Genomic DNA, 24,617 nt, shown 5'->3' on the forward strand with positions numbered 1-24,617 from the left:
TGCTTCTGCTTTTTTCGCTCTATAATTATCTGATGTTACTTGTGTCATTCCTGGCGTTGGATCTTGTTCTGCCGTTGCTTCATCAAGTTGACGTTTTGCTTCAACTAAAGCACTATTATCTGCTTTATTTTGTAGTAATGAAATTGCATGTTGAATTTTCAATGAGACATCATTAATATTATTTGTCACATTTGCAACATCAGTATTTGTTGCTCTATCATTTGATAACACTTCATTAGCTTTTCTTCGAACTGCTTCAATTTCATCATGTAAATGCTGCATTTCATTATTATATGCACTCACACTTGATGGTGTTTTACCATTAGTGTCTCCTTGTGCGTCAAGTTTAGGTAAAGTATTTCTAATACTCGATTTATCTGCATGGGTTCTAATTGGTACATTTACAATTTCTATACTTCCATCTCTATAAGTAATACGTGTTGGTACTGCTTGCGTTGTATCACTCTGTAAATTTGTAGGTAAACTTACTCCTTCGTTTACATTAGCATGATCTTTATTATCTACACTAATTGCATTATTAAGTTCCTCATTACTAACTCTTTCCCCAGGTTCTTTGACTATCTCATGAATGATAACATCATGATGATCAGGTCCCACAACTCCAACAGTATTATGGCTAAAATTATCATCATTTCCAGCAATAGATTCTGTATTAATCAGTACATGTGGTTTTAAAGAATTAGCTTTAAATGTCACTTTACCTGTTATAGAATCAAATATCACATAATCTGGCTGATTATTCATCGACCATCGATTTTGATTATTTTTAGTTACAATTAATTCTCTAGATTGTTCTGCACTATTACCCATTTTTTCAACATAGCTAATTTTAACTTTATCTGTAGGATTTTTTGTTGTTGATGTATTAGCATTGTTTGGAATAACTTCGAACTCACCATTTTGTTTAAATGCAAATGTTGTGTTAGATGGTGTTGCTGGCTTAACTTTATAAGTTGCACTTGTAGCAGCTTCACTTGTCAATTCTCCATTACCTGTCGTTGATTCGGTGTTAATCAATGTATCATTTGGAACTGACATTTTGTCATAAATAATTTCATTACCATCTGGAGAAACTGATAAACCAGGTGTGTTTATAGAATCACTAGCTTTTGCCCATTTGCCTGTATTATTTTTGACAAATGTACCAATAACTTGATTTCCTTTTTTAACAGTAATTCTATCTGGATTTACAATTATATTTCCAGCATTAACGCCTAAGTTTTTACCTACCCCTGGTGAAATGACTACATCACCAACATCATTTTGTGTAACAGTTGCTGGATTTGGAACTGCATTTGTCACTTTAAATATTGCTGGATCAGAAGTAAAGAATACGTGGTTTTGGTTATCTAATACTTCAAATCTCGCTTCTTTTTTAAAAGCTTGATTTGGATGTGCTAAATTTGACCATTGGTCGCTATGAGAAGCTGTGGTGTTTTGAGTCCAAACAAAATGGAAACCATCTGTAGGTAAACCATTCGCATTTTCTAATGCTACATAATTATTAATATTTCCATTTCCTTCAAAACTTGTTCCTACAATCGTACTATACTCTGATTTTTTAAATTTATATTTATATTCATATACTTTTACTGGGACATTATATACGTGATTAATACCGTTATACCTTACTTCAGCAGTTAAGCTTTGAACGCCAGCAATATTATTACTTGGAGCATTATTATTTTTCCAAGTCACTGTAGCCCCATTCATATAATTATTTTCAAATGTCACATAATTTGCTGCGTCATCGCCATAAGTTAACGCGTGACCGACCACATCACGTTGTGGTGCTTTAGCAGTGGCTGGTGCATAAATGGTTACTGGAATAGAAACTGTTCTCGTTTCTCCATTACTCAATGTGACAATGGCGCGTTTAGTTGTAGTACCAATTGTGTTTTTCCATTGATTAGCATTCTGTTCCCATTCTACTCGTATGATATCTGAATTAGATTTAATGTAAGTTCTAGGATTATTTAAATCAATGTTGTCCCCTTTAACAAATTTTAATCCGCCGTCTACCGCTTCAAGTTGTTTTGTTACAGGTGAAGATGCACTTAAATCTGATTCTATTGATTCTGAACGTGTTGAGTTCACAACAGAACCACTATTATTTTGTTCAGTAATCGTTACATGATCAACCGTGATAATTGATTTAGCTTTAATATTACCAAGTGGTAATACTCCTGGAATTGTAATAGACACTGAACCATCACGATTTCTAGTCATAGTTGTATTACTCATTTCTCTACCATCTTCAGTATATAGTTTAACCTGTGCATTATGTGGAACATTATTTACTTTAATAGATTGTCCAGATAAATCAGCTTTATATTTTGTACTTAAAGCATCAATTGAAGGCGTAGTTGGTTTCACTTTAAACAATACATTAACTGGGTCTACTTGACCGTTAGGATATATCACATTAATTGTTTCTGTGAAAACACCTGGACTATTTGATAAAGGTCGTCCAGAACCAGGTGCCCAATCGAAGTTCGTACCCGATGGTAAATAATTTGCAATACCTTCTACAAATGCTCCTACATTAGATGACGAGCCTTCATTTGCAGATAAGAAATTACCATTTATTGTTGTTTGATATACTCTTTTTGGTTTCGCTTTAACTACTCTATAGTGTGCTTCTTTTTCAATGGGTGTTGTTTCACCATCAAATAAGATGTTTGCTCTTAAAATTTGTGGGACACCTACTGTTGTAGAGTTAATATCTGGTCCATTACCAATCCAAGTCACAGTAGCATCTGTCAAAGGTTGATCATTGTTTATAACGAAGAAGTCATTATTATTTGTTCCTTTACCACTTGGGAATGGCTGACCTTGTACTGTAAATAATTCTATTCCTCTGATATTAGGAATGACATGTTTTACTGGTACAGTAATGGATGTTCTTGAATTATCTGCATAAGTGATAGTCACTTCAACATTTGCATTATTACCTGAACGATGAACATTACTAATTTCTCTACTTCTTATTTCATTACTGCCCTCTGTAACGTAATTTCTATTGGTAATTGATTTCGAAATATCTAAACTGTTAAAAATAGCTTGTCTATCTGTCTCAGATAAACTTGCATTGTTACTAATATTCGCTATACGTATTGGATGCGACTCATCAGCAGTTGTCATGACACTATATTTATCTTTTAATGGTTTGATTAATACATTAAATACAGCCGTTGTTTCGTTATCACTACCATCTGTTACTTTAACTTTCACTTGTTTAGACATTGGGGTAGATACATTAGGGGCAACACCACTTAATGTTGAATGATTTAATACATTCATAGGTATTTGACTGTCATTAGGTACAGTAACATTTTTAATACCAAAGTTATCAGTTAATGTAAGTGTATTTCTGAAAGTTTCTCCTGAAAATACAACATGATCATTATAATTATCTAATACAATATTTGGCGTTACTTTATCAGTTGGTACAAATACGATATTAATCACATTGTCTGTTGATGACATTGATTGTCCAAGGCGTTCAATATAGCTTTTTGCACCATAAGGCGTTAAATACAATTGTTGTTTATCTACCGCACCCATAATTCCATTATCAGTACCATTTTGTTTAAGCACTTTATCTAAATGGAAACCAGCAGCGCCATTCATGGCTGGAATATCACCACTCATCACTGTTGAATTGCTGCTTGTATGTCTATAGTCACTGCGTGCAACGGCAGAGTTGCTATATCCAGTATTGCTGTCAACTATGTCTAATACTTGAATAGGTTGACCATCATATGTAAATGGATGTTCTCCATCCGAATATATACTATTCCCTTTAGAATATCCTACAGGTTTAAATCCACGAGCTGAGCCTGATTCTGCTAATATTTTCTCTTGACCTTCTATATGGTTTCTCAACCCTGCATGTTTAGGCGTTGCTCTTAAAAGTGATAATACGTCATTGCCTGTTATTCTTCTTCCAATCGTTGCATCATAACGATAAATTATTGTTTTACCATCTGGAGACCACTCAAATCCACCATCTGTGCTTCTTCCATTAAGTTTTTGACTTGTCCAAGTCACAGTATAATCATTACGTAAATTTATCCATTTTAAGAAATCCATATGATCAAATGTTGAAATGAATTGTTTTGTTAATTCACCTTTAGTAATCGTTACTCTTACACGACTTGGATGATTACTTAAAGGTTCATCGTTTTCAATTCTGATATCACTATCATTTAAATTTAATTGCGGATTAGCAGCTTTAAAGGCATTTCTAACTTGTGTAATTTCATCATTACTTAAATTTTTAGTTGTTGAACGGTAAACACGTTGATTTTCTGCTAATGTATTGACATCAACTACGTTAACTTTAATTGTCAAACGTTCTGAACTATGGTTGTAAGCATTTAATGCATCTACGTTATAAGTATAAACACCTGCATTTAGACGACTCATTGCTTGAGCTGATGGTATTGAACTACCATTAATAGTTGTAAATGCATTATTAGGAATATCTTGTCCATTACTTAATGAGAAATATTTTCTTAAATCAGGTCCAATTGTATACTCTTGACCTTTAGCAATTGTAATAAATGCTTCTTTTGTATTTGAACTACCTGGCTCAGTATATATTGATTTACGTTGTGGTCTATATGTAATCACTTGAGTCGGATCAATGATACGAGTCGAACCATCTTTAAATGTCAAGACTACTCTACCATCATTACCAACCATATACGGGTTAAGTGTACTTAAAAATGATGTCAAACTACTATTTTTAGCTTTAAGCGAGTTAATGATATCATTTCTTTCGCTTTGCGAAATACTATTAGGATTACCCACTGTTTTCAATTCTTGCTGGCTAAATAACTGAACTGGTTTATCATCTGATAACTTTCCAATATGAAGATGATATGGACTTACATTAGTATTATTACCTGCTCTATCATGTGTTACAGGTTGAACAAGAATATCACTGTTCCATGTTGCATTATTAGAAATCGTTCCAGTAATCACTAAAGTACCTGCGTCTCCAGAATTATCTCTATTAAATACTGCTTGTAAACCACTATTTTCAGTGATAGATGCATCTTCCACACCTGAACCATATGCATTGTCAGAAACAGGAATTGAAATATTAACGTTATCTCCACGATAATATTTATCTTGAAGGCCTCTTACGTCACCAAAAGTTGGCGGTGTAGTATCTAGTCCTACATTAATCGAATTACTAAAGTTGGATTGCACTGGATCTTCATAGTATGTAATTGCTCTAATAACCCCATTATTAGGTAAAGGATTAGTATAATCACTTTCTTCAAATGTCACCGTGCCATCTAAGTTTGCCATCTTTTCTGCGAGTACAGTATAGCCTAAAGGTGATGTGCCAGGACCTGCACCATCTGTACCACCTGAAACTAAACGTACTTTTGCTCTCTCATCTTGTGGTACATGTGTCACTGTAATAGTTGGTTTTTTACCACCTTTTTGTCCTAATTGTGCCGCAAGTGTTGAAATAACTGGCGGATTGGGTTTGGCAATGACTTCAAAGATTTTAGTTTCATTACCAATTCTCGCTGTCATCACATGGCGTCCTGGTGGCAATTGACCAACCAATACTTTATTTTTCTCAAGTTCTGTATTGGGTCTATCTACTGCATCTTCAATTCGTAGAGAGGGTGGATATCCAGAGATTTCCCATACATTTGCAGACTCGTTACTTTTAAATTGAATCCGAATATTTTGATGATAATCCTTACTATTACCATTAGTCACTGTATTAAGCATTTGACCTTCTTGTTGTAAAAAGACAGCATGATGTGCAGCTTGTGATTCAGGTGAATTCTCTTTATTATCGGGTGCATTATCTGAATAGAATCCAATAGATTGTTCTAACTTTGGTTTGACAAATAAATTTACTTTTTTGATTGTTTCACCATTATGGTATGCATCACTTACATTAAACCCAACAAAAATTTCAATTGGTCTTCCTGTTCTCGCAGCCTCTTTTAATTTTTCTTCAGAAAATATTTCATGAATTTCATAAGAGTTAAGCGGATTTACACCAAAATTACCTCTATAACGATCAGTAGGCACTCTAGGGAATAAACCCATTACATGATCACTAGGGTTACTTAGATAACTTGAAACATCTTCAGCATATTCGTGTGTAGCGAAATCGCCATCTAAGTAATGTTTTTTCATTATTCTACGCTCTGGCACATCATAAGCTGATTCAACATGGTCAATATGCAGTACGCGATCGATAACATCTACAATTTTAGTTTTACGATCATTATACTGTTCTAGCGGCTCTAAATATAATTGGTTATAGTTGTTGATTTCATTAAATTCAATCCCTCTACCACCTGCTGCATAATATAATCTATCTTGTGAGCTACCAGACGTTTTAAATTGAATGGTATAACTATCTGTTCCTCTAGCTTGAAATGCATAGATATGATCAATACCTTGATTATGATCTACTTGCCCAGTTAAATAACGATAAATATCGTCTCCAGCTACTTTAATTTTATTTGGAACACCTTCTCTTTCAAAGAATGTAAATGGTTGATTTTCATTACCACGTGCAAAATCCCCTAAATTATAAATATGATTAACTGAATCGTTATAGAACTCACTTCTATTCAAAGGATTTCCTTGTCTGAAATTATATGCACTAGAAGTAATACCACCAGCAGAATCCCACATTCTTGATAATGCTTGATCTCTACCGTCTCCAGTACCAGATGATGATGTTTCATGACCATTTACATCTGTGGTAGTAAAACGTACTGGTCCCGTTGGCGTTTGACCTTTAGGTAAACCAAACCAAAATACCATGCCATTACGTTTAATATGATACTTATTAAAATTAATCGTCCATAAATATCCATCATTTTGTCTAATTGATGAAATTTCTGCAATACCTCTAACACTAGATGGACTCATATTTCGATAATGAGAACGTGTAGCGTAATATGGTGCACTTTTATTCGTTGCATGTAAAAACGTTCCTGACCAATAACCGGAACCATCATTTTCATTTTCTACATACCATTCTTTTTTAGCATTATTATACAAATCTGAATTCTTTTTTACTTTTGAGCCAGGTTTTGGTCTAGAGTTATGAACTACTGGTGGTGTATAAGTATTAGCAGTATTGCTAGGGGGTCTCGTCCCACCTTGTCCACGTACAGGACGTCTACTTGATCTTACAGCACGTGCTTCTCTATTTGCTCTTGTACTGATTGTACTTACTTGTCGTTGTGGTAATGAACCGATTAAAGCGTTAGCTTGTTCTATTTCTTTATATAATTCATTTATTAATGCTTGGTTTGTATTATCATTAGTACTAAAAAAGTCATTAACTTTGTCAAATGTTGCTTTAATTTTAGCAACTTTTTTATTATCAGATTGTTCTCTATCAATTTTTCGATATTCAGCGTAAGAACGGTCATAAGCTGCTTGAAGTTTATCAGCATCAATTGTTGTTAAAGTTGAAGATACTAGGGTATCATCTGATGCTTCTCTATCTTCGTAACGAGTACGGTTGTCACGAGGACTATGCCCTTCATTCACCTCGGCTAGACTATTATCATCTGATTTATTTTTTTGAGGTTGAACTTCATTATTTTCTTTTAAATCTGTTGTTGTGTGAGATGTATCTTTGTTTTCGTTTTGAGATGAAAATGATGTTAAACTATTTGTTAATGTATCTGTCGTCTGAACTTTATTTAAAGTTTCATTGTTTGCTTTTTGACTCTCAGATACAGGTGAAGCTTTGGGTTCTGTGCTAGATTGAACTTGCTTGTTACTTGTCTCATTTGAAGTTTGTTCTTGGCCTCTAGCTTTTGCTTGAATCACTTGCCCATCTTTTTGTAGTTGTTCACTGGCGTGTGCTTGAGGTGAACCTAAGAAAATTAATGTCGCAATAACAGTTGAAAAAGCACCGACTGTATATTTGCGTATACTAAACTTCTGTAATTTTTCTCGATAATTCACAGTGATTATTCACTCCTATTCTTGATGTTTATTCTTAGCTGTATAGATGCAAATGATGAAACATTTTTATTTAAAAACTATATTACGACTCAATGTTTCACAATCATTTACTATATTGTACTGAACAATAGGTGTATTTGTTCATTTATATATTATCATCATTCATTTTATATGTGTATATTATTTTATGAATATTTTATTAAATAATTTATTTAATTTATATACTAGACGCACTTCAAATAATTGTTTCAGAATTTATTTAGCTTATTAAAAATTCGCTTATCTTTTTTAATCTTGAAGCCATTACCTAGAGATTTTTATTTAGAATATTTACGTAAAGCGTAATCTAGACATAAAATAACGAACTTAAAAGAAATTTAATTTAATCTCATCTTTTTTCTTTAATATTTTTTAAACATTCCACCAGATTTTGGTTCGGTAGATTGAAATCCAAACTTCTTATATAATTGATCAGCTGGATAATCTGCAATCAGACTGACATATGTCCCTTTTTCTGCATGATTTTCAATAAATGCCATTACTTGTTTTAAGATTTCTTTCCCAAAACCTTGTCCTTGATAAGATGGATGGACAGCAATATCTATAATCTGAAATGCAGTTCCTCCATCCCCAATCACTCTACCCATCCCAATCAATGTTGATTCTTCATAAATAGTAATATTAAAACATGCATGAGGTAGTCCTTTTTGTGCTGCTGCTTCAGATTTAGGACTCATACCTGCTTTTGCTCTTAATTCACAATAATCTTTAACATTTGGTGGATAATTTGAATAATGAATCATTAAGACGTCCTCCTCTTTTTGTCTCTTTATGCTTAATTATAAAAAAAGACACAATAGGTTTGAATCTATTGTGTCTCAAATTATTATTTTAATCTCTCGATTCTTTTAAAATGGCTTGTCTTAGTAAAAAGAAAAGTAATAATAATCCAGCAAGCATTCCTGTATGACCGATACCTGCAAATCCAGCAAATGCTTCTGGTGAAAAACTTTTTCCAGTGACTTGGTAAGTGCCTTTTGTTAGCATCATTCCTACAGTAATAATGACACCAATATTGTATACAATGAAGAACCAATTAAATAAATAATAACTACTTAACTTAAATACTTTTTCAAGCGGAAGTAAAATTAAAAACATAAACATACCTAATATTAACGTATGTGTGTGAACAAGCGCTAGTTGCGTATCGCCCGTAAAATCATGTGCTTTCGTTAACTCTCTGTAGTAAAATCCACTTACAAGTCCAATAATCATATAGACTAAAAAAGCGTATAATAATCTGCGCATAAAAATCCTCCCTTACTTCAATTATTATAATCGATTATCTCTATCTTTAAAGTGACAAAATTTTGTAATCAAATCAGGTTATAAAAAATGACCTCTAGCAAGTACTAGAAGTCACTTTATTATATGTCTTATTTATTTCTTGCATGTTTAAATAATGCAACTAAAGATAAAATAATGGCAACAAGTGAAATAATCCATAATGCGATAGAACCACCTGAAGATGAGTGACTTTTTTCATCTTTTTTAGCGTTGTCTTCTTTAACAGTTACAGCATTTGCATTTTTTTCCACTTCCAATGTTGGAGCAGGATGTTCACTATTCGCTTTACCCGTCCATTTTACCTTATCTTTATTATCGTATGTCTGCACAGCTTTAAATGAATATGTGCCTTCTTCTTTAGGACTTGCTACAAGAAGTGGGAATTCGATAAATTCATTAGGACCAATGCCTTTATCTTTCGCTTTCCAGGTGATTTTTGTGATATTACCTTTTTTGTCTTTATCTAAACTATATTTATACCCTTCTACGGGTTGAATATTTGACACTTGTACTTCTTTTGGAATATCTAATTCGACTTTTTCAGTATGATCTTTTTGTTCAACAGGTACTCGAACATCCACTTTTTCATAAGATCCAGGTTCAACTACTTTTGGATTTATCGTCACATGTGCATCAGCATATTTAAATAAACCTAGTGAAAAGAAGAACACTAAACCTGAAGAAAATAATTTTTTAAACATATTTTACAATCTCCTTTTATGGAATATTAATTTGACTCATAATAACACCAACAAGTATTAAAATAATACCAATAGAAACTTCGATAATTAAAGAGACTTTATTAATTCTATAACGTTTGTTTAAGGCGCGCGTTGTTTGCATAAAACCTAAAGCCATCATAATTAATGTTCCTACGATTTTAATTATTAATAATATTGTCCATGTTTGCATATTAGACCATATTGATAGAATTTTAGTTTCATCCATCGACATTAATATACCAGTAACTATGATAACTGCAACAGCAGCTCCATTCACTTTAAATAAGATTTCGCGTAATAAATCAACTGCATCTCGTTTTTTAGTAAATACTGAAGAAAACAAATAAATTAATGCGCCTAGCCATAAACTGATACCAGCTAAATGTAATGTTCTAAGTATAATTGACCAAACAGGAACACTTTGAGACCAAGCATGTCCTGACATACTTAAAGCTAAAATCATAATAATCGAAATAGCCCAATACCATGTTCGTTCCATATTTCTTAATACAAACAATCCACTTAGAATAATTAAAGCAATTGCGCTCAGTATATATGGGAATTGAATTAAGACACTTGGATTAAATGTTAAAACTGAATCCAAAATATCAGATGATAGAGTCATCAGATAGAGTACAAGTGACATAATATATGCCATCATCATGATTAATGATACAGCGACATGTCTAGGGAAAATATCAAATGTTGATAAATTATTTCTACGTGCAATACCGTTTAACCAATACAAACCAACTAAAATAATTGTTGCGCCTTCAGCGATATATCTAAACACACCAAACCAAAATGCAGGCGTTTCATATGCAACAGGAGTAGTATCTACACCATTGGCTGTTTTTTTACCAACTGAAAATTCAAATTGATCACTAATTTCATGACCATCAGCAGATACAGTGTGCCATTTAATTTGTTGTGTACCTTCTTTTAATTGCTTGCCTGAGAAAGATAAAGTATCTGAATGTCCTGATGTATTTGGTTTAATATCAGCAATTTTCTTTCCTTTATCATTATATATCGTTATCCCTGAATATTCGGCATTTACCGGCTCATTAAATGTTAATTTGATTGTATCTGGTTGTTTTGATACGAGACCGTTTTGTGCTGGGGTTGTTTTTTCTAAAGTAGCGTGCGCAGAAGCTATTTTTGTCATACTCGGCACGAATAAAAATAGGAACATCATCAATAACGCTATAGCTACTTTAGAACTTCGCTTTAAAATGACCATTGACGTCCTCCTATAAAAAATACTCATTTAACAATAATAAAGTAATATAACTTATTTAACAATAATTATTGTAATATGTCATCGTTTATATAAATTTAAAGCGAGCTAAATAAGAGATCTTCTCCCTTATAGCTCGCTTTAATATCAAATTATTTTATTCTTCTACTAACGCTTGTGTGTCCAAGGTTAACTCATTCCTTAAAACACATGCAATAAACATTGCTAATAGTGAACAAATTGTTTTAGCGATTAATAATGACCATACAGCCCCTGTTAAACCAAACAACGCATTTAATATAAATAGTATCAGAATAGTGTTTCATTTTATATGCTAACACACTAATCCAATATTAATAATTATATTCCATTTTTGCATATCTCATTTAGTTAGATATCTAAATAATATAATACACCTTATTTCAAATAATCAACTGCGTTTTACTCATTGCATTTTTTGAAAAATTTTTATTAAAAATAGCTGCGCCGTAATATTTATTATCATTAAGTCCTTTTTTAATATCTGATTCTTTTTTTACTTTAATCCATTTAACAGTATCAGAATCACTATCCATTAATTTATCTTCAATTGTTTTACCAATATTTACTTTATTACCTTGGATATCTATACCTTTATCATTATTTACCACTGCAATCGGTATTTGTTTTGGTTTTGGGTTAAATGCAGGATAAAACGCTAAAGAGAATATCACTAATAATAAAATAGCTGCAATTGGTGCGAACCATAGTAACTTACTTTTAAAAATATTCATTTCTACTTACCTCTCTATATTTATTGAACAATGTGTTGAATATTTAATATCTTGTAAATTATAATGAGGTTATCACTTCAATACAATAATCAATAATGATCATATCGTTAATTAATGAACATTATGCCTAATATTGTTAATTAATTATAAAGGATTGATGCAGAATGAAAGAAGATCGGAGAGTTCGTAAGACGAGGTCAGCAATTAAGTCTTCATTTATCGAATTATTAAATGAAAAGGAATTAGAAAAAATTACAATTCAAGATATTGCAGATCGTGCAGATATTAATAGAGGTACCTTTTATTTACATTATGAAGATAAATATTTATTATTATCAGATATGGAAGATGAATTTATTTCTCAAATGACATTCTTAAATCATCTTCATAATATTATGGGAAAAGATCCAGAAGATACTGCTAAAAATTTTATTAATATTATTTTAAAAAATATGCTTCAACATATTTCGGATAATATTACTTTTTATCAAACGATCTTACAATTAAATAGGAAGTCAAAACTTGAAGAAAAAATTTATTCCTTAATCGGGGAAAATATGCAAAAATATATTAGTACAAATCATGAGATTGAAGGTATACCAGAAAAATATTTTCATAGTTATGTTGCTGGTGCAACAATATCTACTGTTAAATTTTGGGTGAATGATCCCCACCGTCTTTCAGTTGAAGATTTAACCAATCATATTTTTAAAATTATTTATAATGGACCTTTAAGAATCATGGTTCAGCATCAATATAAAGCTTTAAATATTGACACAGCGAAATAAAGACTAAGAAAGGAACTATCGATTATGTTGACTGCATATAAACACTCAACTACTAATGAAATAGTTGAAACAAATATAAACCAATCTGCATCATGGATAAATGTTGTCGAACCTGATAGAGAAGAAATTGAGCAATTAATTGAACAGTACAATCTGCCAGAAGATTTTATTCGTGATCCTCTTGATGCAGATGAAAGTGCACGTATTGAATATGATGAAGATACTGGCTATTCTCTTATTATTGTCGACTTGCCTATTGTAAGTTCTACGAATCGTCATGTTCTCTCATTTGTTACCATTCCTCTAGGTATTGTGATTGGAAATGGTGTGATTTTTACAATTTGTGATGCTGAAAATGAATTTCTTGAAAATTATTCAAGACAAGATAACGTAAATTTAAAATTTCATAGTCGCTTTGCTTTAGATATTTTACTTACTATTTCAAATCACTATAACAGAAACTTGCGTCTTTTAAATAAATCAAGAATCCGTATTGAAAGAGATTTGAAAAATAGTATTACGAATAAACAACTTTATCGTTTAATGGAAGTAGAAAAAAGTTTGGTTTACTTTTTAGCAGCTTTAAAAGGGAATGATACGATTATTAAAAAATTATTCCGTTTGCCTGCAATTAAACGTTTTGAAGAAGATGAAGATTTGTTAGAGGACTTAGTCATTGAAAATAACCAAGCGATTGAAACAACTGAATTATACACAGGTATTTTAGAAAGTATCACGTCTTCGTATTCTTCATTACTTTCAAATGAAATGAACAATATTATGAAGACATTAACTCTTTTCACGGTATTACTGACACTACCTACCCTTGTCTTTAGTTTCTTTGGTATGAACGTTCCATTACCTATTGATGATAAGAGTTACGTTTCGTGGCTGGTTATCGTAGGAATCTCTTTAATATTAGTCACTATTGTAAGTATTTTCTTATGGCGTAAGCAAAAACTTTAATAAAAAAGTAACCCTTGCAATGTATCGCAAGGGTTACTTTTTTATTCTGCTGCAGCTTTGTAAGCTTTTCTTCGTGATAAAACTAAAGTGACAATCACTGCAATTATAAACGCAATAAACATACCTATGAAATAATGAAGCCAACCAGCATGAGCTGGGTTAATTGAAATAAATCCAGGTAATCCTGCAGTACCTAAAGCAATGGCTTTAACTTTGAAAAACGAAATGTAGGCTGAGCCTATAGCTGAACCTGTTATTGCACCAATAAATGGATATCTTAATTTTAAGTTAACTCCAAATAAAGCGGGTTCAGTAATACCTAAAAGAGCTGAGATACCAGCTGCTGAAGCCACACCTTTAAGTTTCTTATTATTTTTAATAATTAAGAAAGCAGCAAGCGCTGCCCCACCTTGTGCTACATTTGACATTGTAGCGATTGGGAAAATAAATGATCCACCTGTTTTTGCTTGATCTGCAATTAAAGTTGTTTCTACTGCAATAAAACTATGGTGCATACCAGTAATCACAATTGGAGCATAAAATAATCCAAAGATAAATCCACCAATTGCACCTCCAAATTCATATAACCATGTTAAACCATCTGATAACCAATAACCAAGCTGTCTAGTGATAGGTCCTACAAATAAGAAAGTTAAGAATGCTGTACTCAATATTGCAAGTAAAGGCGTTAATAAATTATCCAATACAGTAGGAATGATTTTACGTAATCCTTTTTCAATAGTTGCTAAGATATAGGCTGCCACAAGCATAGGTAACACTTGTCCTTGATATCCAACTTGATTAATATGTAATCCAAATAAATCCCAATGTGGAATAGCCTTACCCGCTTCAACTGCTTTAGGAAAATCATATGCACTCATTAATGAAGGATGTACTAAAATCATTCCTAACGCTGCACCTAAAAATGGATTGCCGCCGAATCGTTTCGCTGCACTAAAGCCAATTAAAATAGGTAATAGTGTAAACGGTGCATTAGCAAAAACATTAATCATATCTGCTAATCCAGCGAATTGACTATGAACATCTATAAATGATTTATGATGATAGAATAAATCTGGCGCTGTAAGTAGATTATTAATACCCATTAATAATCCACCGGCAACGATGGCTGGTATAATTGGTACGAATATATCTGACAACATCTTAACAAAACGTTGTAAAGGATTCATATGCTTCGACGATTTGTCTTTTACATCAGCAGTTGTTGATGGCTCTTTTCCTGTTATTTTTTCTAACTCTGCAAATACTTTATTGACTGTTCCTGAGCCGATAATAATTTGATATTGTCCTCCTGTAGAAAAGGTTCCTTTAACTACATCCATTTCAGATAACTTTTTTTCATCTATAATACTTTCATCTTTTAATACAAGTCTTAATCTTGTGGCACAATGGGCCATAGCATCTAAGTTATCTTCTCCGCCTATCGCTTCTAATATATCTTCAGCCGATTTCTTATAGCTCATTCTACTAACCTCCTATATATGAAACTCATTTTAATATTCATTATATAATTGTAATCGGTTCCAAAAAACAAAGCAATATCTTATAAATATTTTATATAATTAATTTTAATTTATATTTTAATTTAATGAAAAGGTGAAAGTAAAATAAAATTCAATGTCTCACTTCTACAATTTAACCTCACTTTGTGTTGGATATTAGTTTCTTTATGAACATCTTTGTACTAGAGCGCCTCTACTAGAGTTTAAAACTTGATCTACTGTATTTTCAATTTAATTACTACTTGCTAATACATCAAAAAACCTGGGACAACGCATGTTGTCCCAGGTTTTTTTAATACTAATTCTGACATTCTTAACTTTGAATATGTTTCGTGATGTTTAATTAAGTAAAAGTATATTTAGATGTTATGATGTAAAATTGTTACACATTAAATAGAAATTTTTGGGGAGTTATAATGATTCTAAATATAATAGTTAGCTACTGTTAATACCTTTTATATTTGCATGCATCTTTTATTCTAAGTTGCTTACTCTACGGAGTGATGTCATTTTCTCTATTTAAAATACCGTAATCGTTCGTTTCATTAAACTATTGTATATCGGTTGCTAATGCTCTAAGATGTTGTGTCTTGATATACATTTAAATAGTGATTTTAAATATATGGGACTCATATCAAATATATAAGTAAATTCATTCTTGATGCTATATATTCAAATGATGTTGTATCGTGATGTATGTACAGAATTAGTCATTTTTAATTTCAAGTGAATCATTGTTTAATAGCTTATATCTCTTCACTCAAAATCTATATTTATTATGCATTTAAATTCGTTTCATTGACCTACTAAAAATTTTCAATAGTCTCATGCGACATTCTAAAAAAAATAATAATATTGTGCATCTATAAAATTGTTAACGTTTTTACTTAAAAATAAACGAAATTTTTTATTTTTAACTATTAATATCTCTTTTATTTTCATATATAATAACTCTTATTATTCAAACAGACCTAAATCCCCGCTTACAAATACTATACTAGATGAGGAGACTTATTTATGAGCAGTACTCTTTTTTTACATGAAAATATTACTTCTATGCCTAGGAGAAACATCAACCATGTGCTTATATTATTTTCTTTAACTAATGAATTAGAAATGACAATCAATGGAAAGTATCACCCATTATCAAATCATATTGCAATCATTAATCAAGGTGATTTATATCAAATTAATAAAGGAAGAAATCTGATTGAGCTCAAAATACCAATGGCTTACTTTTATCTTGAAGACGCTGCTTTTTTTAATTGCCACTTTGATGCACATCTCTTACAATCAAGTCATTTTATCAAATCAATCATTTTAAATAATATAGAACATATGTACAACACATCTCATCATGATGACAAAGTTATTCCAAAGATCATACAAACTTTTTATAAAGAAGCAGTTATTAGACATCCTCATATATATATTCCAAAGATTCCTGTTGAACAGCACATCTTAATTAATATACTTACATTCATTCATGATCACATCACTTCCAATATTTCTCTACAAGATATTGCAGCACATGTACTTATTTCTGAGTCATATTGTTCAAATTTATTTGTACGTATATTGAATATTAATTTTAAAGATTATTATACAAGTTTGAAAATTAATCATGCTATTAGATTACTCATTTGTACAAATGACTCTATTACAAGTATTTCTGAACAATCCGGTTTTAGTAGTCATACCAATTTTACTAATCAATTTAAAAATTATCTTAATTTAAGTCCAAAACAATTTCGTTCTCAACTGAATCATTCTGATCCTATATCTGCGATACGACTGAAGAGTGACATTGAACCTAAGCATTTTGAATTAATCTCTCAGTTTGAAACAACTGAACAATTATCAACCGAAACAACTATCATTGATCTTGAGCAATTAGAAGCCTTTCAACATACTCAATCTTCAAAGGCATTTATTCATTTTAAAAATATTAATGAATTATTCCAGTTTGTTTTTAATGATCATTATGATATCGATTTATCTTATTTACCTAAACCAGCCATTTTGATTAATGATATGAGTGATATGAATCAACATTCAATTAACGGAAACTTACTCAATCGCTGCTTCGAAAAATTATTTGAAAAAAATATCAGTTTAGCTGTCATTATCAAAAATAAATCTGAGTTCACTACTTTTTACGATTTAATTATGACGTTTCTAGAAAATAATCAAGATTATAAATGGAATAAAAAAAGTGTACGATTTATGCTCGTATTTGATACCAAGTCAATGACTATCCAAGATATTCATCTATCATATTTAAAACTTAGAAACAAAAATCGTTCGATTAAATATGGTGTTTTAGTGGAAGGATTATTACATCAGTACGAAAAGTTACAAGAAGTCTATGATACAATGAAGCGTCTTAATTTTGATTACTATTTTGTTGACATTGAAAATATTGATACGAAAAATATATTAATTGAATACCAACGCGGATTTACTCATGCAAATACTCATTTCGAAAACTACGTTCATTTTATAAAGAATTCTAATATACCTTCGACCCAATTTGTCTATAGTAGCTTATCATTACGTTGCTTTAAGTATACAAATGACGGTAGGCATCCACTTCAACTAGCAGATTTAGTTTGTCATTTAACGGCGCTATTAAAATATGGAGGTGGTATTTGCTATCACCTTTTTGAAGATGATCCGATGTTTATTGCATTATTTAATCGACATGGGAGTTTACTTCCAATTATGCATCTTTATCAATTTATTGCAGCATTTATCGATGTGCCTATCCATATTTCAAATAATTACTTAATGAGTCAAAAAGATGGAAATTATCATTTTATCTTATTTAATAAAATTAATGATCGCTATTTGTCTGACAGTAAACAGCATTATCAAATACTAAATAAATTAAACGAAAACAGCTTAATCATCGCAAATACATTAAATAAAGAACATGGGACGATCCATCAATTAATGTCTCAAGATAATTTACCTGTATACATTGAAAAAAGTATTATTCATCAGTTAGATAGATGCAATCAACCTAAAACAGAACTATTTATACAAGAAGAAACCAATCATCCATTTAACATAACGTTGCATCATGATGAAGTGAAATATATTTATATCAAATCTGTTTAAATTTAATTTTAAAAGGATATAAATACAATAAGGAGATGATTAGTTTGGACAAACAAAAAGTGACTCAAGCGATTGAGAAAGTTTTAAATACTTCTAAAATTGGCGTATTATCAACTGCATATAATAATAAACCGAATAGCAGATATATGGTGTTCTATAACGATGGTCTTAATTTATATACAAAAACAAGCAATGAAAGTTCTAAAGTAAAAGAAATTCAAAGTAATCCAGAAGCATATATTTTACTAGGATATAATGAAACAACAAATAATAGTTTTGTTGAAATAGAAGCAAGTATTGACATTGTAGAAGATCAGAAAGTCATTGATTGGTTGTGGGAAACACAAGACAAAACATTCTTCGATTCTAAAGAGGATTCTAATTTATGTGTGTTAAAAATAAATCCAAAAACGATTACTTTAATGAATGATGATGATATTGATACACCAATCACAATTGATCTTTAATTTGATTGTTAATAAGAGTAGATAGAATGTATCATGAATTCTATCTACTTTTTTTTGCTTATTTATAATGCTTCATTTATATTAGTTGAAGTACAATTGAATTTTTGTGAAACTTTTATTGCAATTTAATTCTATTTTTTGTATAAATAAATTAATATATTTAAGGAGAGTCTTAATGAAGAACAAAAAAGGTTTAGGGTTAGGAATTTTTTTAATTGCAATTATGTTAATTGTTAGCATTATTTTAGTCATTGTAATGCTAAATGGTCAGCAAAAAGAATCCTACTATGGCTATATGAAAGATAGTCACACTATTGATAAAATGGTAAATGAACAAACTGAAAAAGTAGAGAAAAATGTTAAATTACCTTCTAACACTAATGTAAAAGTAAAAAAAGGCGATTTTGTCTTTTTAGTAAAAGAAAAAGGTTCTGATTCATTTTCTAGAGTATCAAAAGTAAATCATGATGAAGTGCCACATGGTCTCATGATGAAAATTCATGAAATGCATGATATGAAAGGCATGTAACTTTTGATATATTAGGCAGTATAAAGAGCGAGATAACATTCATTTAAAATCAGTTATCTCGCTTTTTCTTTTTGAATAAAAAAGCATCGCTTATCCAAGCGACGCTAAAAATGTCAGATTTCTTTTTTTAAATTGATTCTAGATATTTCTTACCTTTTTCTTTATCATAAACATGTTCCCATTTAGAGATAACTACTGTAGATAATGCATTACCAATAACGTTCACACATGTACGAACCATGTCTAACAAACGATCTACACCGATAATTAACGCAAGACCTTGAGCTGGTAAGCCCATTGCCCCCAATGTTGTTAATAACACTACGATAGATACTCCTGGCACACCTGCCATACCTTTAGATGCAACCATTAATGTCACCATTAAAATGATTTGTTCAGATAATGATAAGTGAATACCATACATTTGAGCAACAAATAAAGCGGCGATAGATTGATATAAGGCTGATCCGTCTAAATTAAACGAATATCCAATTGGTATAACAAAAGAAGTCACTTCTTTTGGTGAACCAAATTTCTCCATTTTATTCATCATTACTGGTAACACTGCTTCAGAACTTGAAGTAGAGAATGCAAGTAATAATTCATCTTTAAGTATTTTAATGATTGAGAAAATACTAATTCCACAAATTCTTGCTACAATACCCAAAACAACAATAATGAAGAAAATCATCGCAAACACAACTACTAAAACAAGTTTAGCTAATGGAATTAAAGCTGAAGCACCGAATGTCATAACAGTTGTACAAATAAATGCAAATACACCAATTGGTGCTAATTTTAAGATTTTATTAATCATCCAAAATACGGCTTCTAATGTACCGTTTAAGAAACCTTTAACTGGTTCAGCTTTTTCTCCAATCGCAGCTAATCCCAAACCAAAGAATACTGCGAAGAAAATAATTGGCAATAACTCACCCTTAGTTAAAGCTTCAAAAATATTAGTTGGTATAATATTTACGATTGTATCAATAAAGTGGTTACCGTATGTAGATTGTTCTGCGGCAGACGCAGTTGATTGATATTTAGTAATATCGCCTTTAGGTAACTTATCAGGATCTAATCCAATTCCTGGTTTAAAAATATTACCAATAATTAAACCTAAACCGATGGCGATGGTTGTAATAATTTCGAAATAAAGAATTGATTTCCATCCATAGCTTCCTATTTTTTTCGAATCCCCTAAATTCGAAATAGATAAAGCAAGTGAACAGAATACAATTGGGATGATGATCATTTTGATTAAATTTAAGAAAACGTCACCGAAAGGTTTAATATAATTTGCAACACCTGTTTGTCCAAATAATAATAAACCAATTACTACACCTAGCACTAATGCAATTAATACTTGCATAGGTAGGCTAACTTTTCTCTTGAACAGAGTCACGTTGAAACCCCCTTCTTCTGACATCGCTTAATTATATCAAATTATTCAAAATTCGGATATAACAAATTAAAAACTATTAAATAATATACATATTTAATTTGGCAAAAATAATTAATTAAAAACAGAAAAGTGAGAATATTTTTAGAATATAGATGTCGGAATTCAATCACTATCTTTAACCTTCTCAATGTAAGAGCGGTTTATAAATGAATGACATTACTCTAAAATCTTTTTTAACTAACTCGTTTACCTTTACCATTTAACAAAAAATTTCATTTAAAAAAACAATATCTATTTTTCTATAGATATTGTTTTTTTGAGTAGTAATCATCATTAATATCTCTGGTTCTACGTATTGATTATATATTATGGCTTATAATTTTGGTTGAAATAGTTATGTTTTGCACCTTTAATACTTTTCTTGGTTTCCGTATCAAATCCTTCAACTAAAATACCTTTACGTGTACCAATTGGCTGAATGATATATGTTAAATTAGGTTCGTCTTTAAACACTACTTGTTTATAATAAACGCCTCTTTTAGCACTATATAATGTTTTTTCTGATTTAATTTTATCTTTCAAATGTTTTTGTTCTATATAATTGTCTACAAGTTGCACATTTTTATGCCCTTGATACGCTTTCGTTCCAAAGAAGAACGCAATAGCTACTACAAGAGAAATAGCTAATATAATAATAATTCTAATAATCTTTTGCTTCTTACTCATCAGAGCACTCCTTCATCCTCTTACTCAATAAAATAGCTTCTTTTATCATTTAAATAATTATGAATGAAATAGTAACTTTTTTAAAGTGATACCTCTTTTTTGTAACAAAATATACTAATAATTTAATTTAGAATTTGAAATAAATCAACATTCTAAATTTATATGTAGATTTAGTTTAATTTGTTTTTAAATTTATTAAAAAACTTATATAATACTCTGGATATAGTCTTGACAATAGGTATTGTTCATACTATCTTTAAATAAGTTGAGGGGGGAAAAATATGTATGTAAAGGACAGTTATTTAAGTAAACAGTTATGTTTTTTACTTTATGTTACTTCAAAAGAGGTAATTAAAAAATATACTCACTATCTAAAAGAGTATGATTTAACATACACAAGTTTTATGGTTCTTATGGCTATTGAAAACGACGAAAAAATAAATATTAAGTCCCTTGGTCAACGTGTCTTCTTAGATTCTGGAACTTTAACGCCTCTCTTAAAAAAATTAGAGAAAAAAGGTTACGTACAACGCATGCGAGAAAAAGAAGATGAACGTAATTTACAAATTTCATTAACTCAAAATGGTAGAGACATTAAACCAGTATTAGAGCAAATTTCTAATCAAGTGTTTAATGATTTTGATATTTCTGACGATGAAGCGGATGGCCTTGCTAGTAGCTTAAGACATATTATTTCAGAGAACTTCGGCTCTAAAGCTGAATAGTTAATACACATGACAAAAGCTAAGTAATTATTGTGCCTTCTTTCTTTTATTTTTTAACTCATACATAATATTGACGTCTTTTGTCATGTTTCTTTATTCCACATCTTTCACTTTTTAATTCTTCAAACTTTCAAATTGCTTTTACTTTACGTGTAGTATCTCTATTTATATAATGATATTGTAAAATTTCAATATATTTTATGACATATCACTCTGAAAAGGAGATTTCATATATGAATAATAGAGAGTTTTTTGATCAAGCTATTTTTAAAAATAATCCAAGAGATGTATTTCGTGATTTAGGTGAACAAGTATTTAACCAATTTTCAACTAAAAGCTTCCCAACAAATGTTTACAGTCAAAAAAATCAATATGTTCTAGAAGCCGAATTACCTGGCGTAAAGAAACAAGACATTCATCTTAAATATGAACATGCTACTTTAACGATTAAAGTAATTAAACAAGTATCTGAGCAAACTGGTAGTGTTCAATTAAGTGAACGCTCAAGTGGGGAATTGGTAAGACGCTTTGAATTCGAAGATATTAATAAAAATCAAATCAAAGCAAGTTATGAAGATGGTGTTTTAGTGGTGATTTTACCTAAGAATGTCACTGAAGAAGACGAAGGTACTACAATTACAGTAGAATAAATAAAAGAAGTTGAGATATAACTTTCAGAAAAATAGCCAGTAAATGAGTGATGAGACATTCATTTACTGGCTTATTTATAATTCTTCGTATTATTGCCTTACTCTCTTAGAGGGTAGTTTCAGCTTGTGTTATTATTTCAACCTCTCATCAAACAAAGTACGTTGTATTCATATTTCATTTTACATTAGATTATTGAAAACATAGATACTTAGCATAAGCTAATAAACAAACGTAGTGCTAGTGCACTACGTTGTTTATTTATTTTGCGTATTCTTTTTTGTAAAGATGACCCATTGTAATAAAAGCAAGTATTCCAAATACAGCTAGTAAAATAAATGCTAAATGACTTGAACCTGTCAATGAAGTAACATACGTGATAACAAGTGGTGGGAAGAAACCACCTAATCCTCCCATCATAGAAACAATTCCATTTGCAGTACCAGATTCTTTAGCAAAGTAAGATGGCACAAGTTTAAAGATAAGTCCATTTCCTAATCCAGCACAAATACTAATTGTTAAACAACCTATAGTAAATAAGGCAATATGACTTGAAATACCTAAAATAACTGCACCGATAATCATCACAACAAAATCTATCATCAAGACTTTAACCGCGTTGAATTTATCTCCTAAAATCCCACCCACAGGTCGTAAGAATGTTGCCAATGCGATAAATACTCCTGATCGAATACCTGCATCTACTTTATCTATTCCGAAATTATTAACTAAATAGTTAGGTAAGAATAAACCAAATGCTACAAAAGCACCAAATGTAATAAAGTACCATAAACTCAAATAATATAGTTTGTAGTTTGAAGATAAATCTTTAACTTGAGCGCCTAAAGGCACTTTAACTTTAGGTTCTTTAGCATCTCCAAGGAAAAACATTAATATTGCAAAAATAGCGATAATAATAAGATAACTTCTTACTGTTGTTTGCCATCCTACAATACCTGCAATAGGAGGTGCTAAGAATGATGAAATTGCTGTACCAATGTTCCCCATTCCATAAATACCATTTGCTAATCCTACTTTGTCTTTTGAAAAATATTTAGGAACTGAAGTGACACCTACAGAGAAAATGGCTCCTCCTACTCCTAAAAAAAATCCAGACGCCATTAACATACTAGGCGATTGGGCTTGTCCTAAGAAGAAAATAGGAAATAATAATATAATAAAACTACAAAAGAATACCCATTTAGCGCCAATAATATTTGTTAAATAACCAAATGGTACACGAAGAATCGATCCTAGGATAACTGGTATCGCTAAAATAATTGATAACTGTCCTGGATTAATTTTAATATCTTGTGAAATGTATGGCATCAATGGAGAAATAATACTCCAAGCCATGAATCCAACTACAAGACTTAAAGTTTGTAACGTAAGTTGAAAACCACCCTTAGTTTTATTCATTTTTTCACCTTCATCAATGTTTTATTTTCTATTATCGATAATTAAATCACATATCAATATAGCCAATTTGTGTGATTAATTACTGATTACAGTTAAATTTTAATCACTTTGTGAAAATATGAACATAAGGAGTTTCCCTTATACTCTCTAATAATCCCCCTATATTTAAATAATAAGACAAAGAAAAGAGGCTGGGACATAATTCCTAACAAAAT

At 30.8% G+C, this 24,617-nt stretch carries 16 protein-coding genes and 2 pseudogenes; 7 read left to right on the forward strand and 11 right to left on the reverse strand.

What is annotated here, in order from left to right:
• The 7 genes and pseudogenes from ebh to HMPREF3131_RS05265 all read right to left on the reverse strand — a co-directional run.
• Positions 1-8,001, reverse strand: an 8,001-nt coding sequence (gene ebh / locus HMPREF3131_RS05240) for a hyperosmolarity resistance protein Ebh (RefSeq protein ID WP_256262191.1), incomplete at its 3' end; no start/stop codon positions are given.
• A 401-nt stretch (positions 8,002-8,402) separates the two neighbouring features.
• The gene (locus HMPREF3131_RS05245) at positions 8,403-8,804 is read right to left on the reverse strand and encodes a GNAT family N-acetyltransferase (RefSeq protein ID WP_048762143.1); all 402 of its coding nucleotides are present in this window, start codon (positions 8,802-8,804) and stop codon (positions 8,403-8,405) included.
• 88 nt (positions 8,805-8,892) lie between these two features.
• Positions 8,893-9,309 (reverse strand): DUF2871 domain-containing protein, encoded by a 417-nt coding sequence (locus tag HMPREF3131_RS05250; RefSeq protein ID WP_048762145.1) that lies wholly within the window; start codon positions 9,307-9,309, stop codon positions 8,893-8,895.
• Between the two features lie 128 nt (positions 9,310-9,437).
• The gene (locus HMPREF3131_RS05255; protein WP_070436514.1) at positions 9,438-10,049 is read right to left on the reverse strand and encodes a YcnI family protein; all 612 of its coding nucleotides are present in this window, start codon (positions 10,047-10,049) and stop codon (positions 9,438-9,440) included.
• A 16-nt stretch (positions 10,050-10,065) separates the two neighbouring features.
• Positions 10,066-11,313 carry a copper resistance CopC/CopD family protein gene (locus HMPREF3131_RS05260; protein ID WP_048762149.1) on the reverse strand — a complete coding sequence of 416 codons (1,248 nt, stop codon included), beginning with the start codon at positions 11,311-11,313 and terminating at the stop codon, positions 10,066-10,068.
• Between the two features lie 154 nt (positions 11,314-11,467).
• Positions 11,468-11,626: pseudogene (locus HMPREF3131_RS11480) on the reverse strand (MATE family efflux transporter); the annotation flags it as partial.
• Positions 11,627-11,735: 109 nt separating this feature from the next.
• Positions 11,736-12,083 (reverse strand): annotated as a pseudogene (locus HMPREF3131_RS05265) (YhgE/Pip domain-containing protein); the annotation flags it as partial.
• Between the two features lie 164 nt (positions 12,084-12,247).
• Here HMPREF3131_RS05265 and HMPREF3131_RS05270 point away from each other — a divergent pair.
• Both HMPREF3131_RS05270 and HMPREF3131_RS05275 read left to right on the forward strand, forming a co-directional pair.
• Positions 12,248-12,871, forward strand: a complete 624-nt coding sequence (locus HMPREF3131_RS05270; RefSeq protein ID WP_002448440.1) for a TetR/AcrR family transcriptional regulator — start codon at positions 12,248-12,250, stop codon at positions 12,869-12,871.
• 24 nt (positions 12,872-12,895) lie between these two features.
• A complete protein-coding gene (locus HMPREF3131_RS05275; protein WP_002454917.1) occupies positions 12,896-13,837 on the forward strand; it encodes a magnesium transporter CorA family protein in 942 nt (313 codons plus the stop codon).
• 41 nt (positions 13,838-13,878) lie between these two features.
• On the opposite strand, the gene HMPREF3131_RS05280 is transcribed toward HMPREF3131_RS05275, so the two are convergent.
• Complete coding sequence (locus tag HMPREF3131_RS05280; protein WP_049414355.1) at positions 13,879-15,321, reverse strand: sucrose-specific PTS transporter subunit IIBC; 1,443 nt, start codon at positions 15,319-15,321, stop codon at positions 13,879-13,881.
• Positions 15,322-16,377: 1,056 nt separating this feature from the next.
• Here HMPREF3131_RS05280 and rsp point away from each other — a divergent pair.
• The 3 genes from rsp (at position 16,378) to HMPREF3131_RS05295 (ending at position 19,479) form a co-directional block, all read left to right on the forward strand.
• The gene (gene rsp, locus HMPREF3131_RS05285) at positions 16,378-18,483 is read left to right on the forward strand and encodes an AraC family transcriptional regulator Rsp (RefSeq protein WP_049415241.1); all 2,106 of its coding nucleotides are present in this window, start codon (positions 16,378-16,380) and stop codon (positions 18,481-18,483) included.
• Between the two features lie 44 nt (positions 18,484-18,527).
• Positions 18,528-18,950, forward strand: a complete 423-nt coding sequence (locus HMPREF3131_RS05290) for a pyridoxamine 5'-phosphate oxidase family protein (RefSeq protein ID WP_002488735.1) — start codon at positions 18,528-18,530, stop codon at positions 18,948-18,950.
• A gap of 175 nt (positions 18,951-19,125) precedes the next feature.
• Positions 19,126-19,479 (forward strand): DUF4889 domain-containing protein, encoded by a 354-nt coding sequence (locus HMPREF3131_RS05295; RefSeq protein WP_002488761.1) that lies wholly within the window; start codon positions 19,126-19,128, stop codon positions 19,477-19,479.
• Between the two features lie 127 nt (positions 19,480-19,606).
• Here HMPREF3131_RS05295 and HMPREF3131_RS05300 read toward each other — a convergent pair whose 3' ends face one another.
• Positions 19,607-20,884 carry a cation:dicarboxylate symporter family transporter gene (locus tag HMPREF3131_RS05300; protein WP_017174953.1) on the reverse strand — a complete coding sequence of 426 codons (1,278 nt, stop codon included), beginning with the start codon at positions 20,882-20,884 and terminating at the stop codon, positions 19,607-19,609.
• A 366-nt stretch (positions 20,885-21,250) separates the two neighbouring features.
• Positions 21,251-21,610 carry a DUF3139 domain-containing protein gene (locus tag HMPREF3131_RS05305; RefSeq protein ID WP_049382386.1) on the reverse strand — a complete coding sequence of 120 codons (360 nt, stop codon included), beginning with the start codon at positions 21,608-21,610 and terminating at the stop codon, positions 21,251-21,253.
• 281 nt (positions 21,611-21,891) lie between these two features.
• Between HMPREF3131_RS05305 and HMPREF3131_RS05310 the strand changes: the two genes are divergently transcribed.
• A complete protein-coding gene (locus tag HMPREF3131_RS05310) occupies positions 21,892-22,335 on the forward strand; it encodes a MarR family winged helix-turn-helix transcriptional regulator (protein WP_049382387.1) in 444 nt (147 codons plus the stop codon).
• 233 nt (positions 22,336-22,568) lie between these two features.
• Entirely contained in the window at positions 22,569-22,985 is a 417-nt protein-coding gene (locus tag HMPREF3131_RS05315) for an Hsp20 family protein (RefSeq protein ID WP_002488807.1), read from the forward strand.
• A 259-nt stretch (positions 22,986-23,244) separates the two neighbouring features.
• Here HMPREF3131_RS05315 and HMPREF3131_RS05320 read toward each other — a convergent pair whose 3' ends face one another.
• Positions 23,245-24,402, reverse strand: a complete 1,158-nt coding sequence (locus HMPREF3131_RS05320; RefSeq protein ID WP_017174955.1) for a nitrate/nitrite transporter — start codon at positions 24,400-24,402, stop codon at positions 23,245-23,247.
• Positions 24,403-24,617: the final 215 nt, after the last annotated feature.

Source organism: Staphylococcus sp. HMSC14C01 (assembly GCF_001808085.1).
In the GTDB taxonomy this organism is placed as follows: Bacteria; Bacillota; Bacilli; order Staphylococcales; family Staphylococcaceae; genus Staphylococcus; species Staphylococcus hominis.